Annotated in this window: 12 protein-coding genes; 3 read left to right on the top strand and 9 right to left on the bottom strand. The window is 69.7% G+C overall.

What is annotated here, in order from left to right; all coding sequences use genetic code 11:
* Positions 1-305: 305 nt before the first annotated feature.
* The gene (locus AB0K67_RS26550; RefSeq protein WP_364065411.1) at positions 306-1,400 is read right to left on the bottom strand and encodes a site-2 protease family protein; all 1,095 of its coding nucleotides are present in this window, start codon (positions 1,398-1,400) and stop codon (positions 306-308) included.
* 153 nt (positions 1,401-1,553) lie between these two features.
* On the opposite strand from AB0K67_RS26550, the gene AB0K67_RS26555 reads away from it, so the two are divergent.
* From AB0K67_RS26555 to AB0K67_RS26565, 3 genes are all read left to right on the top strand, one after another.
* A complete protein-coding gene (locus AB0K67_RS26555; RefSeq protein ID WP_364065414.1) occupies positions 1,554-2,414 on the top strand; it encodes a RecB family exonuclease in 861 nt (286 codons plus the stop codon).
* A 99-nt stretch (positions 2,415-2,513) separates the two neighbouring features.
* Positions 2,514-3,686 carry a sensor histidine kinase gene (locus AB0K67_RS26560; RefSeq protein ID WP_364065944.1) on the top strand — a complete coding sequence of 391 codons (1,173 nt, stop codon included), beginning with the start codon at positions 2,514-2,516 and terminating at the stop codon, positions 3,684-3,686.
* Positions 3,683-4,366: a response regulator transcription factor gene (locus tag AB0K67_RS26565; protein ID WP_364065417.1), complete on the top strand. Its 684-nt coding sequence runs from the start codon at positions 3,683-3,685 to the stop codon at positions 4,364-4,366. The genes AB0K67_RS26560 and AB0K67_RS26565 overlap by 4 nt, the downstream gene beginning before the upstream one ends.
* 36 nt (positions 4,367-4,402) lie before the next feature.
* Here AB0K67_RS26565 and AB0K67_RS26570 read toward each other — a convergent pair whose 3' ends face one another.
* The 8 genes from AB0K67_RS26570 to metH all read right to left on the bottom strand — a co-directional run bounded on the left by AB0K67_RS26570 (position 4,403) and on the right by metH (position 15,399).
* Positions 4,403-5,389: a dipeptide ABC transporter ATP-binding protein gene (locus AB0K67_RS26570; protein ID WP_364065947.1), complete on the bottom strand. Its 987-nt coding sequence runs from the start codon at positions 5,387-5,389 to the stop codon at positions 4,403-4,405.
* Between the two features lie 32 nt (positions 5,390-5,421).
* Positions 5,422-6,447: an ABC transporter ATP-binding protein gene (locus tag AB0K67_RS26575; RefSeq protein ID WP_364065420.1), complete on the bottom strand. Its 1,026-nt coding sequence runs from the start codon at positions 6,445-6,447 to the stop codon at positions 5,422-5,424.
* On the bottom strand, positions 6,444-7,457 hold the full coding sequence (locus tag AB0K67_RS26580; protein WP_364065422.1) for an ABC transporter permease: 1,014 nt from the start codon (positions 7,455-7,457) through the stop codon (positions 6,444-6,446). The genes AB0K67_RS26575 and AB0K67_RS26580 overlap by 4 nt, the downstream gene beginning before the upstream one ends.
* An 87-nt stretch (positions 7,458-7,544) precedes the next feature.
* A complete protein-coding gene (locus tag AB0K67_RS26585) occupies positions 7,545-9,305 on the bottom strand; it encodes an ABC transporter substrate-binding protein (protein ID WP_364065425.1) in 1,761 nt (586 codons plus the stop codon).
* Between the two features lie 50 nt (positions 9,306-9,355).
* Positions 9,356-10,348, bottom strand: a complete 993-nt coding sequence (locus tag AB0K67_RS26590; protein ID WP_364065427.1) for an ABC transporter permease — start codon at positions 10,346-10,348, stop codon at positions 9,356-9,358.
* Between the two features lie 238 nt (positions 10,349-10,586).
* On the bottom strand, positions 10,587-11,084 hold the full coding sequence (locus AB0K67_RS26595) for a cellulose synthase (protein ID WP_364065430.1): 498 nt from the start codon (positions 11,082-11,084) through the stop codon (positions 10,587-10,589).
* A gap of 100 nt (positions 11,085-11,184) precedes the next feature.
* The gene (locus AB0K67_RS26600) at positions 11,185-11,829 is read right to left on the bottom strand and encodes an HAD family phosphatase (RefSeq protein ID WP_364065432.1); all 645 of its coding nucleotides are present in this window, start codon (positions 11,827-11,829) and stop codon (positions 11,185-11,187) included.
* A gap of 105 nt (positions 11,830-11,934) precedes the next feature.
* The gene (gene metH, locus AB0K67_RS26605) at positions 11,935-15,399 is read right to left on the bottom strand and encodes a methionine synthase (RefSeq protein ID WP_364065433.1); all 3,465 of its coding nucleotides are present in this window, start codon (positions 15,397-15,399) and stop codon (positions 11,935-11,937) included.
* Positions 15,400-15,586 lie beyond the last annotated feature (187 nt).

A 15,586-nucleotide genomic window follows, 5' to 3' on the forward strand; every position in this document is an offset into this window, starting at 1 on the left:
CCTCGCTGCGCTCGGTCACTCAACTCTCCTCCCCGGAAGCCGGCGATGTTACGGCACCCCGCACTGCCGTGCTGGCCACCAGCCATACGCATACCCAGACGCAGAGGCCGTGTCGCGGCCCCGTCGTCTCGATTCGATGAACCGGTGGGCCGCAACAAACCTCTTAACTGTGCAAGTTTGGCCAAACAGAACACTATCGGCCAGTCGTCACATCGCAGTAATCGCACGGGGACCGGCGGTGAGCCGGTGCGAAACTGCTGGGCACGACCCTATCCATGGGCAGCCGGTTAAACGAGTGGGACATATCAGACGCCGATGAAAACCCTGTTCACATCGGACGTGGCGAGCACGCCGTAGATCTCTCCGGTGCGCTCGACCAGCAGGTACTCGCTGCCCGGGGCGTCGCGCATGGCCTCGATGAGGGCCTCGCCCGCCAGGTCGGCGTTCAAGATCATGGTGGGTTCGAGCGTCTTGGCCAGCGAGGCGACGTTCACCCAGGGGCGGCGGTGCTCCGGGGTGGCCTGGACGGCGGCCTCGCTCACGATCGCCAGCGGCTTGCCCTCGTGATCGACCACGACCAGCGCGCCGGCGCGCGCCTCGGCGGCCTGGCGCAGCGCCTCCGACAGCGGCGTCTCGGCGGTGACGGGGATCGCCCTGCGCGCCAGCGTACGGGCGTTGACCTGCGGAATCCTCTCCTTGATCTTGGCGACGCGCAGCGACTGGGTGGCGCCCATCCAGATGAACGAGGCGAGCACCATCGGCCACAGCAGGTCGACGGGGTCGAACTCGCGCTCGCTGGTCAGCGCGGTCACCAGGGGGAAGGCGATGAGCAGCACGGCCAGCACCCGCCCGCCCCAGGCGGCCACGACGGTGCCGGAGCCGGGGCTGCCCGCCACCTTCCACACGCCGGCGCGCAGCATCCTGCCGCCGTCGAGCGGCAGCCCGGGCAGCAGGTTGAAGACGCCGACGATGAGGTTGGCGAACCACAGCTGCCAGGTGAGCACCTCAAGAATGCCGCCGCCGTTGATCAGGAAGACGTCGGCGAGCAGGCCGAGCCCGGCCAGCCCGAGCGAGAGCATGGGGCCCGCGGCGGCCACCATGAACTCCTTGCCGGGCGTGGGCGGCTCCTTCTCGATCTCGGAGACGCCGCCGAGGAGGTAGAGCGTGATGCGGCGCACCGGCAGCCCGTACGCCTTGGCGAGCACGCTGTGCGCCAGCTCGTGCAGCAGCACCGAGACGTACAGCAGGACCGCGAAGAGGAAGGCGACGCCGTAGGCGGCGAACTCGTCGAGCTGCGGCAGCATCTGCCGCATCTGCGGGCCGAACATCATGGTGATGAAGCCCGCCACCAGGAACCAGGTCCAGGAGACGTACACCGGAATGCCGAAGGGTCTGCCCATGCGTAGACCGGAGAACTCCTGTCGCGGCCTCTGCTCGCTCACCGCACTCCTCGTCCCAAACGTGCTGTTGCTGCCTTGATGCTACGCGCCGGATCACGTGATCCTCGTTGCGCGAAGGTTATTCTGTCGGCGTCTTGACCTAGAGTGCGGTGCATGACCTTGACCGAGCCGGTGATCATCGGAGCTCTCTCCCCGTCCCGGGCGGGCGATTTCATGACCTGCCCCCTGCTCTATCGCTTCCGGGTGATCGATCAGCTCCCCGAGAAGCCGTCGCAGGCGGCGGTGCGCGGCACGGTGGTCCACGCGGTGCTGGAGCGTCTGTACGACCTTCCCGCGCCGCGGCGTTCGGTTCAGGCGGCGCTGGAGCTGCTGGAGCCGCAGTGGCGGCGGCTGCTGGATGAGGAGCCTCAATACGCCGAGATGTTCGCCGACGAGGCGGAGCAGGCGGAGTGGCTGGCGCAGGCGCGCGGCATGCTGGAGCGCTACTTCACGCTGGAGGACCCGACGCGGCTGGAGCCGGCCGAGCGGGAGCTGTACGTGGAGGCGGTGCTCGACGGCGGGCTGATGCTGCGAGGCTACGTCGACCGGCTCGACGTGGCGCCGACCGGCGAGATCCGGGTCGTCGACTACAAGACGGGCAGCGCGCCGGGCCCGGAGTTCGAGGCCAAGGCGCTGTTCCAGATGAAGTTCTACGCGCTGGTGCTGTGGCGGCTGCGCGGCCAGGTGCCGCGGCTGCTGCAGCTGGTCTATCTGGGCGGTCAGGGCGAGGTGCTGCGGTACGCGCCCGACGAGGCCGACCTGCTGGCCACCGAGCGCAAGGTGACGGCACTGTGGGCGGCGATCGAGCGGGCGCTGGAGACCGGCGAGTGGCGGGCGCGCCGCAGCCGGCTGTGCGACTGGTGCGACCATCAGGCGCTGTGCCCGGAGTTCGGCGGCACCCCTCCCCCGGTGCCCGACCGGCAGCCCGGCGACACCGTGCGCAGCACCCGGCGGTCGGCGACCGACGAGCTCTGACTGAGCGCCGGCCCCGCCGCACCGGCCCGGATGACGGTGCAATCCTCCCGAGGTAGGAGGTTGCGGGCTCTCACCTGGTCTTACAGTGAAGCGGTGCGGATGGATCGGAGCAGGCTCCACGACGCGGTGCTGGCCGGGGTGGTGGCCGCGGCATCCGTTTCGCTGTTCGTGCTGTACGGGCCCGAGCGGCTGCAGGCCGAGGGGCTGCCGGTGCACGGCATGCGGCCGCCCGACGCGTTCGGGGTGGCGCTGGTGGTGCTGTCGTGCGCGCCCATCGTGGTGCGGCGGCGCTGGCCGCTGAGCGCCCTGTGGGCGGGGCTGGCGCCCGAGGCGCTGCTGAGCGGGCTCGGCTACGGCACGGGCACGGCGAGCCTGTCGGGGATGGTGCTGCTGTACTCGGTGGCCTCGCATCGTGGCCTGGCGATCTCGCTGGTGGCGCTGGCGGTGGCGCTGACCGCGTACCTGACGGGGGCGGCGGCGGGCCCGGTCGGCCCGGTGGGCTGGAACGAGTACGTGATCGTCGTCGTGGTGCTGGTGGCGGTCTGGGGCGCGGGCAGGAGCCTGCGGCTGCGCCGGGCGTACATGGAGGAGCTGAAGGACCGGGCGGCGCGGCTGGAGCGCGCGCACGCGGCCGACACCAGGGCGGCGCGGGCCGAGGAGCGCTCGCGGATCGCCCGCGAGCTGCACGACGTGGTGGCTCACCACGTGAGCGTGATGACGGTGCAGGCCGCGGCGGCGCGGCGGGTGCTGGAGACCGATCCCGAGCTGGCCCGCGAGGCGCTGTCGGCGGTGGAGCACACCGGGCGGCTGGCGATGACGGAGATGCGCAACATCGTGGGCGTGCTGCGCACCGACGGGCAGGCCGAGCTGGGGCCGCAACCGGCCGTGAAGGACCTGCCTGCGCTGGTCGAGCAGATGCGCGAGGCGGGGCTGCCGGTGCGGCTGCAGGTGGAGGGCACGGAGGTGCCGCTGCCCGCGGGGGTGGACCTGGCGGCGTACCGGCTGGTCCAGGAGGGGCTCACCAACAGCCTGCGGCACGCGGGCCCGGGGGCCAAGGCGGTGGTGACGGTCCGCTACCTGCCGGGCGAGCTGGACGTGAGCGTGGAGGACGACGGCGTGGGCGTCAAGGAGGACCAGACGGAGCCTCCGGGGCACGGCTTGGTGGGCATTCGCGAACGTGTCACGCTCTATGGTGGAATCCTCAACATCGGTCCGCTGCCGGGGGGCGGTTTCGAAGTGCGGGCGAGGTTCCCGTTGAAGGACGGCCAATGACGATCAGAGTGCTGCTGGTGGACGACCAGCCGCTGCTGCGCACAGGCTTCCGCCTGATCCTCGAGGCCGAGCCCGACATCACGGTGGTGGGGCAGGCGGGCGACGGCAAGGACGCGCAGGAGCAGTGCCGCGCGCTGCTGCCCGACGTGGTGCTGATGGACATCCGGATGCCGGGGGTCGACGGCATCGAGGCGACCCGCAGGATCGTGCGGGAGGCGGCGCCGGCCGCGCACGTGCCGAAGGTGCTGGTGCTGACCACGTTCGACCTCGACGAGTACATCGTGGAGGCGCTGCGGGCGGGAGCGTCGGGGTTCCTGCTGAAGGACGTGCCGCCCGACGAGCTGGTGCAGGCGATCCGGGTGGTGGCGGCGGGCGACGCCATCGTGGCGCCGAGCGTGACGCGGCGGCTGCTCGACAGGTTCGCCACGAAGCTGCCGCCCGCGTACGAGCAGGCCGCCCCGGCGCGGCTGGACCGGCTGACCGAGCGGGAGCTCGAGGTGATGCGGCTCATCGCCAGGGGCATGTCCAACGCCGAGATCGCGGCCAAGCTCGTGGTGAGCGAGACGACGGTCAAGACGCACGTCGGCAACGTGCTGACGAAGCTGGGGCTGCGCGACCGGGTGCAGGCCGTCGTGCTGGCGTACGAGACGGGCCTGATCACGCCGGGCGCCGGCTCCTGAGCTGAGCGGCGCCCGGCGCGTGCGTGGAGGCCGTCGTCAGCCGGCGGCGGGCGCCGAGGCGCCGGACTCCTCGGGGGCGTTCTCCGGGAAGTGGCAGGCCACCTGGTGGCCGCCGGCCAGCTCCTGCAGCGGCGGCTCGACCTTCTTGCAGATCTCCTGCGCCTTCCAGCAGCGGGTGTGGAAGCGGCAGGCGGGCGGCGGGTTGAGCGGGCTCGGCACGTCGCCGGTGAGCCGGATGCGCTCGCGCTCCTTGCGCGCCTTGGGGTCGGGCACGGGCACGGCCGACAGCAGGGCGTTGGTGTACGGGTGCATCGGCGAGTTGTACAGCCGCTTGCGGTCGGCCACCTCGACGATCTTGCCCAAGTACATGACGGCGACGCGGTCGCTGATGTGCCGCACGACCGACAGGTCGTGGGCGATGACGACATAGGTGAGGTCCAGCTCGCGCTGGAGGTCTTCGAGCAGGTTGACGACCTGGGCCTGGATGGACACGTCGAGCGCGGAGACCGGCTCGTCGGCGATGATCAGCTTGGGCTTGAGCGCGAGCGTACGGGCGATGCCGATGCGCTGACGCTGGCCGCCGGAGAACTCGTGCGGGTAGCGGTTGTAGTGCTCGGGGTTGAGCCCGACCATCTCCAGGATCTCCTGGACGGCCTTCTTGATGCCGTTCTCGGTGCGCACGCCCTGGATGCGGAACGGCGCGCCGACGATGGCGCCGACCGTGTGGCGGGGGTTGAGCGACGAGTACGGGTCCTGGAAGATCATCTGCATGTCGCGCCGGAGCGGCCGGAGCTTGCTCTGGCTCATGTGCGTGATGTCCTGGCCCTCGAAGATCACCTTGCCGCCGGTGGGTTCCAGCAGGCGGGTGACCAGGCGTCCCGTGGTGGACTTGCCGCAGCCGGACTCCCCCACCAGGCCGAGCGTCTCGCCCTTGTACACGTCGAAGCTGATGCCGTCGACCGCCTTGACGGCGCCGACCTGCCTTTTGAACAGGCCCTTGGTCACGGGGAAGTGCTTCTCCATGTTCTGCACGGAAAGAAGCAGCTCGTTGTCGCTCACTGGGTCTCCAGCACTGGCTTGATCTCGTTGGCCCACAGGCTCTGCCGCTCGTCCCTGCTCATGTGGCAGCGCACCAGGTGGCCGCCCTCGGTCTCGGCGAGGGCCGGCACCTCGGTCGTGGCCTTGCCCTTGGTGCGCTCGGCGTACGGGCAGCGCGGGTGGAAGGCGCAGCCCGGCGGCACGTTGATCAGGGACGGCGGCGAGCCCTTGATCGGCAGCAGCCGCTCGGTGGGCTCGCGGTCGAGACGCGGCATGGAGCCCAGCAGGCCCCAGGTGTAGGGGTGCTCGGGGCGGTAGAAGATGTCTTCGGTGCTGCCGTACTCGACGCACTTGCCGGCGTACATGACGAGGATGTCGTCCGACAGCTCGGCGACCACGCCCAGGTCGTGGGTGATGACGATGAGCGCGGAGTTGAACTCGCGCTGCAGGTCGCGCATCAGGTCGAGGATCTGCGCCTGGACGGTCACGTCGAGCGCGGTGGTCGGCTCGTCGGCGATGAGCAGCTCGGGGTCGCACGACAGCGCCATGGCGATCATGGCGCGCTGGCGCATGCCGCCGGAGAACTCGTGCGGGTAGCTGTCGACGCGCTTGGCCGGCTCGGGGATGCCGACGCGGCCGAGCATGTCGATGGCGTGCTTGCGGGCGACCTGCTTGGAGACGTCGTTGTGGATCCGGTACGCCTCGATGATCTGGTCGCCGACGGTGTAGAAGGGGTGCATCGACGACAGCGGATCCTGGAAGATCATCGCCATCTTCTTGCCGCGCAGCCGGCGCACGTGCTCGGCGGAGGCGCCGATCAGCTCCTCGCCGTCGAGCCAGATCTCGCCGGAGATGCGGGCCCTGCCGCCCTTGTGCAGGCCGAGGATGCCGAGGCTGGTCACGCTCTTGCCGGAGCCGGACTCGCCGACGATGCCGAGGGTCTTGCCCCGCTCGACGCTGAACGACAGCCCGTCGACGGAGCGGACGAGACCGTCGTCGGTCGGGAAGTGGATCTTCAGATCCTTGACGTCAAGGAAGCTCATGCCAACCTCACCCTCGGGTCGACCACGGCGTACAGCAGGTCGACGACCAAGCTCGCGACCACCACGAAACCCGCGGCGACGAGCACGACACCCATGACCTGCGGCAGGTCCTGGTTCCTGATCGCCAGGATGGCGAACTGGCCGAGCCCGGGCAGAGTATAGGTGGTCTCGGTGAGGACGGCGCCGCCGATGAGCAGGCCGAAGTCGATGCCGAAGAGGGTCAGGATCGGGGTGAGCGCGGCGCGCAGGCCGTGCTTGACCACCACCTGGTTCTCCCGCAGGCCCTTGGCTCTCGCGGTGCGGATGTAGTCCTCGCCCATCGTCTCCAGCATGCCCGCCCGGGTCAGCCGCGCGTACGTGGCGGCGAACAGGAACGCCAGCGTGATCCACGGAAGCAGCAGGTTGTAGGCCCACTGCGCCGGGTTCTCGGTGAAGTCCGTCCACGCGCCGCCCGGCGGCGTCCAGCCGAGGCCGTAGCTGAAGACGACCAGGGAGATCATGCCGGTGAAGAAGATGGGCAGCGAGACGCCCGCCAGGGCGGTGCCCATGGAGAGCCGGTCGAAGAAGCTGCCTCTGCGCAGCGCCGACAGCACGCCGACGCTGACGCCGCCCACGACCCACAGCAGGGCCGCGCCGATGGCCAGCGAGAAGGTGACCGGCATGCGGTCGAGCAGGTCGGGCCAGACCGGCTGGCCGCTGATGAAGGAGTAGCCGAAGCAGGGCGCGGGGCACTGCTCGACGCCCGCACCGTAGTCGTACTCGGCACCGGCGACCAGGCCCTTGACGAACCTGCCGTACTGCACGACCACCGGGTCGTAGAAGCCGAGCCGCTCGGCCACCAGGTGGACGGTCTCCGGCGTGGCCGCCCGCCCGACGTACCGCGACGCGAGGGCCTCGGGTGTCGCCCCGGCCCACTGCGGCACGACGAAGAAGATGCCGAACGTGACCATGCTGATCAGGATGAGCATGGCGATCGCGCCGATCAGACGCCTGATGATGTATGTGACCACCGCTACCGGCCGAGTGGCCCGCCCGCGCTGGCGGGCGGGCCACTCCTGCCTTCACCTGCCTTCGTTAGATCCCCGAACCTCGCCTGGTCACTCGACGCCGAGCAAGATGTAGTCGTACATGCTCTGGCCTTCGTTGTAGGCGATGTTCGTCACGCCTTCACCGCGCAGGAGCAGGGACTTGGCCCACACCACGGGCAGGATGGACGCGTCCTCCATGACCTTCTTGTCCACCTCGACCCACAGCTTGCCGCGGGCGGTCGCGTCCAGCTCCGCGGAGGCCTGGTCGATCAGCTTGTCGACCTCCTCGTTCTTGACGCTGAGGTTATAGTTGCCGGCCTTGCGAATGGTGCGGCTGTCGACGATCGCCTGCATGAAGCCGTAGCCGTCGGGCCAGTCGGCACCCCAGCCGTGGGTGGCCAGGCCGATGCCGTTCTTCTTGACGTAGTCGACGTTGCCTGCGTAGTCGGAGAAGTAGCTGGAGGCCGGGAAGCCCTTGAGGGTGAGCTTGATGCCGACCCGGGCCAGGGCCTGCTGCATGGCCTCGGCGAGCGCCTTCTCACGCGGGCGGTCCGAGCGGTACGTCATGGTGGTGGAGAAGCCGTTCGGCTGGCCGCAGGCGGCGAGGGCCTGCTTGGCCTTCTCGACGTCGCCCTTGTTGTCGGGGCTGGCGTACAGGTCGAACTTCTCCTGGCCGACGATGGGCGGCGGCATCACGTTGGTGGCGATGTCGCCACCGGCGAGCGGGCCGCCGTAGGCGGTCTGGTTGGCGACGCGGTCGGCGGCGAACATGACGGCCTTGCGGCACTCGACGTTGTCGAGCGGCGCCGTGTCGGGGATGACCGAGACGTACCAGAGCCTGGGGATCGTCGGGTTGTCCGTACGGGCCTTGAGCTGCGGGTCCGGCAGCACCTTGCCGAGCGCGGCGGGCTGCAGGCCGGTGCCGGGGATGTCGAGGTGGATGTCACCGGCGATGAGCTGGTTGTCCAGGTCGTCGGCGTTGACGTTGAGCTGCACCTCGATGCGGTCCGGCAGGGCGGGCCTGATCGGGTCGGTCGCCGGGTCCCACTGGTCGTTGCGGACCAGGGTGAAGCGCTTGCCGATCTCGTTGGTCTCGAACTTGTACGGGCCCGAGGAGATCACGTGCTCCTTGTACTTGGCGCCCGTGTCCTTGTCCTTCGGCACCGGAGCCGTCATCGGCATCTGGACGATGTAGTCCATCGACGCGAACGGCTTCTTCAGGTGGAAGACGACCGTGGTGTCGTCGGGCGCCTCGACGGCGGAGCTGTAGTCGACGTCGGGGGTCTTGTAGACGCCCTTGAAGTCCTTCGGCCAGTCGAGCAGCTCGTTGAGGTAGGAGGGGCCGTGCGGGAAGGTCTCCTTGTCGAAGGAGCGCGCCACCGCGTAGGCCACGTCCTTGGCGGTGATCGGCGTGCCGTCCTCGAACTTCAGCCCGCTCCTGAGCTTGTACGTCCAGGTCTTGCCGTCGTCGCTGGGCTGGCCGAGCCCTTCGGCCAGGTCGGGGACGACGGTGTTGCCCTCGGGGCCGGGGCCCGGCTTGTACGTCGTCAGCGTCCGCCAGTAGAAGCGGCCGAAGTTGAACGAGTAGCCGTAGTAGGTGTCGCCCGGGTCGAGGCTGTCCCAGTCGGATGAGTGGGCCGCCTTGAGCGTCCCGCCCTTCTTGGTGGACGGGTTGTAGACCTGGGTCAGAGCGGCGTTGAACGCGGGTTGCGCGGCACCGCCAGAGGCCGACTGGGCGGGCTGGGAGGCGTTGCCACCTCCGCCGCCGCAGGCGGAGAGCACCAGGGCGGCCGCTGTCGCGGCTCCGGCCAGTGCGTGTTTCCTTCTCATTGACTAACCCCTTGGTGAGTGAGATGCGGGGGATGAAGCGTTGGCGGAACTCAGTGCGCCCGAGGGTCGAAGGCGTCCCGCAGCCCGTCGCCGAACAGGTTGAACGCCAAGACCGTAATGAAGATCGCCAGCCCCGGGAAGAGCACGAAGTGGGGCAGTGTGTAGAAGCGGACCGCCTCGGAGAGCATGCCACCCCACGTCGGGGTGGGCGGGTTGATGCCGACGCCCAGGAACGACAGCGCGGCCTCGAAGAGGATGTTGGTCGGGATGAGCAGGGTCGCGTAGACCAGGATGGGCGCCATCAGGTTCGGCAGCACCTCGCGGAAGAGGATGTAGCCGTGGCGCGCGCCGAGGCTCTTGGCCGCGTCGACGAACTCCCGCTCGCGCAGTGACAGCGTCTGGCCGCGGACGATGCGGCCGATGCTGGGCCAGCTGAAGAAGCCGATGATGAAGATCAGCATGGCGATGCGCAGCCCGTTGCCCTCCAGTCCGAATCCCTTGTCGGGGATGACGCCGGCCAGCGCGATGGCGAAGACCAGCAGCGGGAAGGCGAGGAAGACGTCCATGAGACGGCCGATGATCTGGTCGACCCAGCCGCCGAAGTATCCGGCGATGACGCCGAGCGTGGTGCCGATGATCACCGACAGCATGGTGGCGAGGAAGCCGATGAGCAGCGAGATCCAGGCGCCTGCGACGATGCGGCTGAAGATGTCGCGGCCGTTGACCGGCTCGACGCCGAGCAGGTATTCGCTGCTCATGCCGCCGAACGCGCCCTTGGGCAGGAGCGTGTTGGGGTCGATCTGGTCCTGGTGGAACTCCAGGGGCGGGTGGCCGAACGCGCTGATGATCGGCCCTTGGAAGATCGCGACAAGGATCAGCAGGATGACGACGATGCCGCCGCCGAGCGCGACCTTGTCACGGCGCAGCCGCATCCAGGCGATCCGGGTGAGAGAACGGCCCTGGATGGACTTGCCCGCTCCGGTGAGCACAGCCTCCGGGTTCGCCTCGGCTGTGGAACCGGGAACGTCAAGCGGTGCGGTCATTCCGTAATGCCCCCTGCTGACAAGACGACGCAGTCTCTGCGTAGTGAACTACAGACCGCATGACGCGACCTCAGGAGGCAGAATCTATGGCCTGAGCTGCGCTGACTAGTCCCTCCAGACGCGATGTGGCTAATCTGTGATTGTTGCGAAACTCATTCGTATCGATCTTGAACCGAATGTCTAGAGCGCGTTCCGGTTAAGTCTCGGAACCGTGACATAGCCGCGCGGCGCGCCGGCTTCAGCTGATTCCGCGCCGCTTCAGCAGCTCCTCGATGTCGGAGAAGTCGTCGTCGGCGGAGCTCGTCTTCTTGGGGCTCACGGCGGGCTGCGGCTTGGCGGCCGCGGTGGCCTGCTGGGCGGGCCGCGTGGCCGTCGCGGCGGCTCCTGCCTGCGGAGACTCGCCGCCCTGCTTCTTGCGGGCCCCTGCCAGCTTCCTGCCGCGCATCACGCCCGACACCACGAACAGCACCGCCGACAGCCCGGCCAGCGCCACGCCCGCCCACACCGAGGGGTTGAACACCAGGCCGGTCACGAAGCGCACCGCGGTGGTGCCGATCGTCCACAGGGACTGCAACGCGTCGGTGAGGTAGGCGGCCATCGGCAGCAGCGCCCACGCCGTCACGCGCAGGCCGGCGGCCGCGCCTCTGCGGCGGAACGCCAGGAAGGCCAGCACCAGCCCGGCGATGGTCACTCCTGCGCACAGCGGCAGCCAGGCGATCGCGTTGAAGGTCTCCATGTCAGACGTCCCCTAGTCCGTGGCTCGTGCTTTCCATCCTGGCACGCGGAGGCGTTCCCGCCTCCTCCGCGAGAACCACTTCTCCCCTAGGGGAACGTCCCTATGACCCCAGAAGTGCCCTGAGGTCCGCGACCCCGACGCGGGTCAGGGACGGCACGACGAGCCGCCCGGGGGCCTCCTCGACGGGCACCAGGCTCGGCACGGCCACCACGGCGCAGCCGGCGGCCGTGGCCGCGGCCACGCCGTTGGGCGAGTCCTCCAGCACGACGCAGCGCGCCGGCTCGACGCCGAGCCGCCGGGCCGCCGTCAGGTAGGGCTCGGGGTCCGGCTTGGTACGGGTGACGTCGTCGGCGGTCACGACGAGGTCGAAGCGTTCCCTGCCCACGCTCTTGAGCACGGCGTCGGCGATCGGCCGGACCGACGAGGTGACCAGTCCCACCGGCACGCCCTCGTCGCGCAGCGCGTCGAGCAGCTCGGAGGCGCCGGGCATGACGGGGACGCCGTCCTGGAGCCTGGCCACCATGCCGTCGGTCATCCACGCGCGGATGCTCTCCGGCGGCACGTCGGCGCCCGAGACGGCCAGCATGTAGTCGACGGTGCGCTCCATGGAGCCGCCCACCAGGTTGGCCTGGTGCTCGGGCGTCCAGGCGGCGCCGAGCCTGGCCATCACCCCGGTCTCGATCTCCAGCCAGACGCGTTCGCTGTCCACCAGCAGGCCGTCCATGTCGAAGAAGACGGCGTCCATGTATCGCTCCCCGATCGGTTGGCGGTTCGTGCCGTGACGTCGCTGACCTGCCGCCCTGCGCGCACGGCGAACCGCCCGATGCCGGCGCGGGGCGGGACCGGGCGGTCAGACGTTGAAGTATTTCGCCTCAGGGTGGTGGGCGACGAGCGCCGAGGTGGCCTGCTCGGGGTGGAGCTGGAACTCCTCCGACAGCGTCACGCCGATGCGCTCGGGGCCGAGCAGCTCGAACAGCTGCTTCTGGTCCTCCAGGTTCGGGCAGGCCGGGTAGCCGAACGAGTAGCGGCAGCCCTGGATGTTGACCTTGAGCATGTCGTCGAGCGACTCGTCGCCGCCGATGCCGAGCTCGGCGCGCACCCGGGCGTGCCAGTATTCGGCCAGCGCCTCGGTGAGCTGCACCGACAGGCCGTGCAGCTCGAGGTAGTCGCGGTAGGCGTCTTTGGCGAACAGCTCGGCCGTGGCCTGGCTGATCTTCGCGCCCATGGTGACGACCTGGAAGCCGACGACGTCGGTCTCGCCGCTGTCCTTGGGGCGGAAGAAGTCGGACAGGCACAGGTGGCGGTCGCGGCGCTGGCGCGGGAACGTGAAGCGGGTGCGCTCGCCGCCGGACTCGTCGAGGATGATCAGCGAGTCGCCCTCGGAGACGCACGGGAAGTAGCCGTAGACGACGGCCGCCTCCAGCAGCCCCTCGGTCTGGATGCGGTCGAGCCACATGCGCAGCCGCGGCCGGCCCTCGGTCTCGACCAGCTCCTCGTAGCCGGGCCCTTCGCCGCCCCTGGTGGGCTTGAGCCCCCACTGGCCGAGGAACAGGGCGCGCTCGTCGAGGAAGGCGGCGTAGTCGGCCAGCGAGATGCCCTTGACGACGCGGTCGCCGTGGAAGGGCGCCTTCGGCACCCGGTTGTCGGTGGCGACGTCGGAGCGGGCCGGCAGCTCCTCGACGGGCGTGCGGACGAGCGTGGCGCCGGTCTTGACGCGCCGCTCGCGCAGCGGCGGCAGCGTCGCGCCCTCCTCGCCGCGCTTGACCGCCATGAACGCGTCCATCAGCCGCAGCCCCTCGAACGCGTCGCGGGCGTAGCGCACCTCGCCCTCGAACAGCTCGGCGAGGTCCTGCTCGACGTAGGCGCGGGTCAGGGCGGCGCCGCCGAGCAGCACGGGGTAGCGCTGGGCGAGGCCCCTGGAGTTCATCTCCTCCAGGTTCTCCTTCATGATGACCGTCGACTTGACCAGCAGGCCGGACATGCCGATGACGTCGGCCTTGTGCTCGTCGGCGGCCTCGAGGATGGCCGAGACCGGCTGTTTGATGCCGAGGTTGACCACGTGGTAGCCGTTGTTGGACAGGATGATGTCGACGAGGTTCTTGCCGATGTCGTGCACGTCGCCCTTGACGGTGGCGAGCACGATGCGGCCCTTGGTCTCGCCCTCGACGCGGTCCATGTGAGGCTCGAGGTAGGCGACGGCGGCCTTCATCACCTCGGCCGACTGGAGCACGAACGGCAGCTGCATCTGCCCGGAGCCGAACAGGTCGCCGACCGTCTTCATGCCGTCGAGCAGCACGTCGTTGATGATCTCCAGGGCGGGCCGCTGGCCGAGCGCGTCGTCGAGGTCGGCCTCCAGTCCCTTGCGCTCGCCGTCGATGATGCGGCGCTTGAGCCGCTCCCACAGCGGCAGCGCGGCCAGCTCCTCGGCCTTGCCCGCGCGCATGGCGGCGGCGTCGACGCCCTCGAACAGCTCCATGAACCGCTGCAGCGGGTCGTAGCCCTCGCGGCGGCGGTCGTAGACCATGTCGAGCGCGACCTGGCGCTGCTCGTCGGGGATGCGCGCCATCGGCAGGATCTTCGAGGCGTGGACGATGGCCGAGTCGAGGCCCGCGTTGACGCACTCGTTGAGGAACACCGAGTTGAGCACCATGCGGGCGGCCGGGTTGAGGCCGAAGCTGATGTTGGAGACGCCGAGCGTGGTCTGCACGCCGGGGTAGCGGCGTTTGAGCTCGCGGATCGCCTCGATGGTCTCCAGGCCGTCGCGCCTGGTCTCCTCCTGGCCGGTGGCGATGGGGAAGGTCAGGCAGTCGACGATGACGTCTTCGACCCGCATGCCCCAGTTGGTGGTGAGGTCTTCGATCAGCCGGGTGGCCACGCGCAGCTTGTGCTCGGCGGTGCGGGCCTGGCCCTCCTCGTCGATGGTGAGGGCGACCACGGCGGCGCCGTGCTCGCGCACCAGGCGCATGATCTTCTGGAAGCGGGAGTCGGGGCCGTCGCCGTCCTCGTAGTTGACGGAGTTGACGGCGGCGCGCCCGCCCAGCATCTCCAGGCCGGCCTGCAGCACCGCCGGCTCGGTGGAGTCGAGCATGATCGGCAGTGTGGAGGCGGTGGCGAAGCGGAAGGCGAGCTCCTTCATGTCGGCGACGCCGTCGCGGCCGACGTAGTCGACGCACAGGTCGAGCATGTGGGCGCCGCCGCGCGCCTGCTCGCGCGCCATCTCGACGCAGTCGTCCCAGCGGCCCTCCAGCATGGCCTCGCGGAACGCCTTGGAGCCGTTGGTGTTGCAGCGCTCGCCGATGGCGAGGTAGGAGGTGTCCTGCCGGAACGGGACGGTCTGGTAGAGCGAGGAGGCGCCCGGCTCGGGGCGGGGGCGGCGGGCGACGGGCTGCCTGCCGCGCACCTTCTCGACCACCTGGCGCAGGTGCTCGGGCGTGGTGCCGCAGCAGCCGCCGACCAGGGACAGGCCGTAGTCGCGGGTGAAGGAGTCGTGGGCGTCGGCCAGCTCCTGCGCCGTCAGCGGGTAGTGGGCGCCGTCGGCGGTCAGCACGGGCAGGCCGGCGTTGGGCATGCAGGACAGCTTGAGCCGCGAGTGGCGGGCGAGGTAGCGCAGGTGCTCGCTCATCTCGGCGGGACCGGTCGCGCAGTTGAGGCCCACGACGTCGACGCCGAGCGGCTCGATGGCGGTGAGCGCCGCGCCGATCTCGGAGCCGAGCAGCATGGCGCCGTTGGTCTCGATGGTGACCTGGGCGATGATCGGGATGTCGCGGCCCGCCGCCTCGATGGCCCGCTTGGCGCCGACGACGGCGGCCTTGACCTGGAGCAGGTCCTGGCAGGTCTCGATGATCAGCGCGTCGGCGCCGCCCGCGATCAGGCCGGCGGCGTTGTCGCGGTAGGCGTCGCGCAGGCTCGCGTACGGCAGGTGGCCGAGCGTCGGCAGCTTGGTGCCTGGGCCCATGGAGCCGAGCACGAAACGCGGCTGGTCGGGCGTGGACCAGTGGTCGGCGGCCTCGCGGGCGATGCGGGCGCCGGCCTCGGAGAGCTCGTAGACGCGGTCGGCGATGTCGTATTCGCCGAGCGCGGCGAGGTTGGCGCCGAAGGTGTTGGTCTCGACGCAGTCGACACCGACGGCGAAGTAGGCGTCGTGGACGCCGCGCACGATGTCGGGCCGGGTGACGTTGAGCACCTCGTTGCAGCCCTCGTGACCATGGAAGTCGTCGAGCGTGGGGTCCTGCGCCTGGAGCATCGTGCCCATAGCCCCGTCGGCCACGATGACGCGCTGGGACAACACTTCTCGAAAGGACGGGGAGATGCTCATGAGGTTCAGCTTATCGGGTGCGCCTCGAGCGCCGGTCGTGCGCCGTTTCCGCGCGTCGTAAGCGGCCTGAACTCGGGGTTTTCGGGGTGTTTGCGATGCGCTCGGTTTTATTCCCGATTTCGGGTGAATGGGGATGGGGTGCGCCCGTCGAGTTCGCGGGTCGCGAACGTGCGGCGCCCGCCCGCGC

The organism is Nonomuraea sp. NPDC052634 (genome assembly GCF_040678535.1).
Taxonomy (GTDB): Bacteria; Actinomycetota; Actinomycetes; order Streptosporangiales; family Streptosporangiaceae; genus Nonomuraea; species Nonomuraea fastidiosa.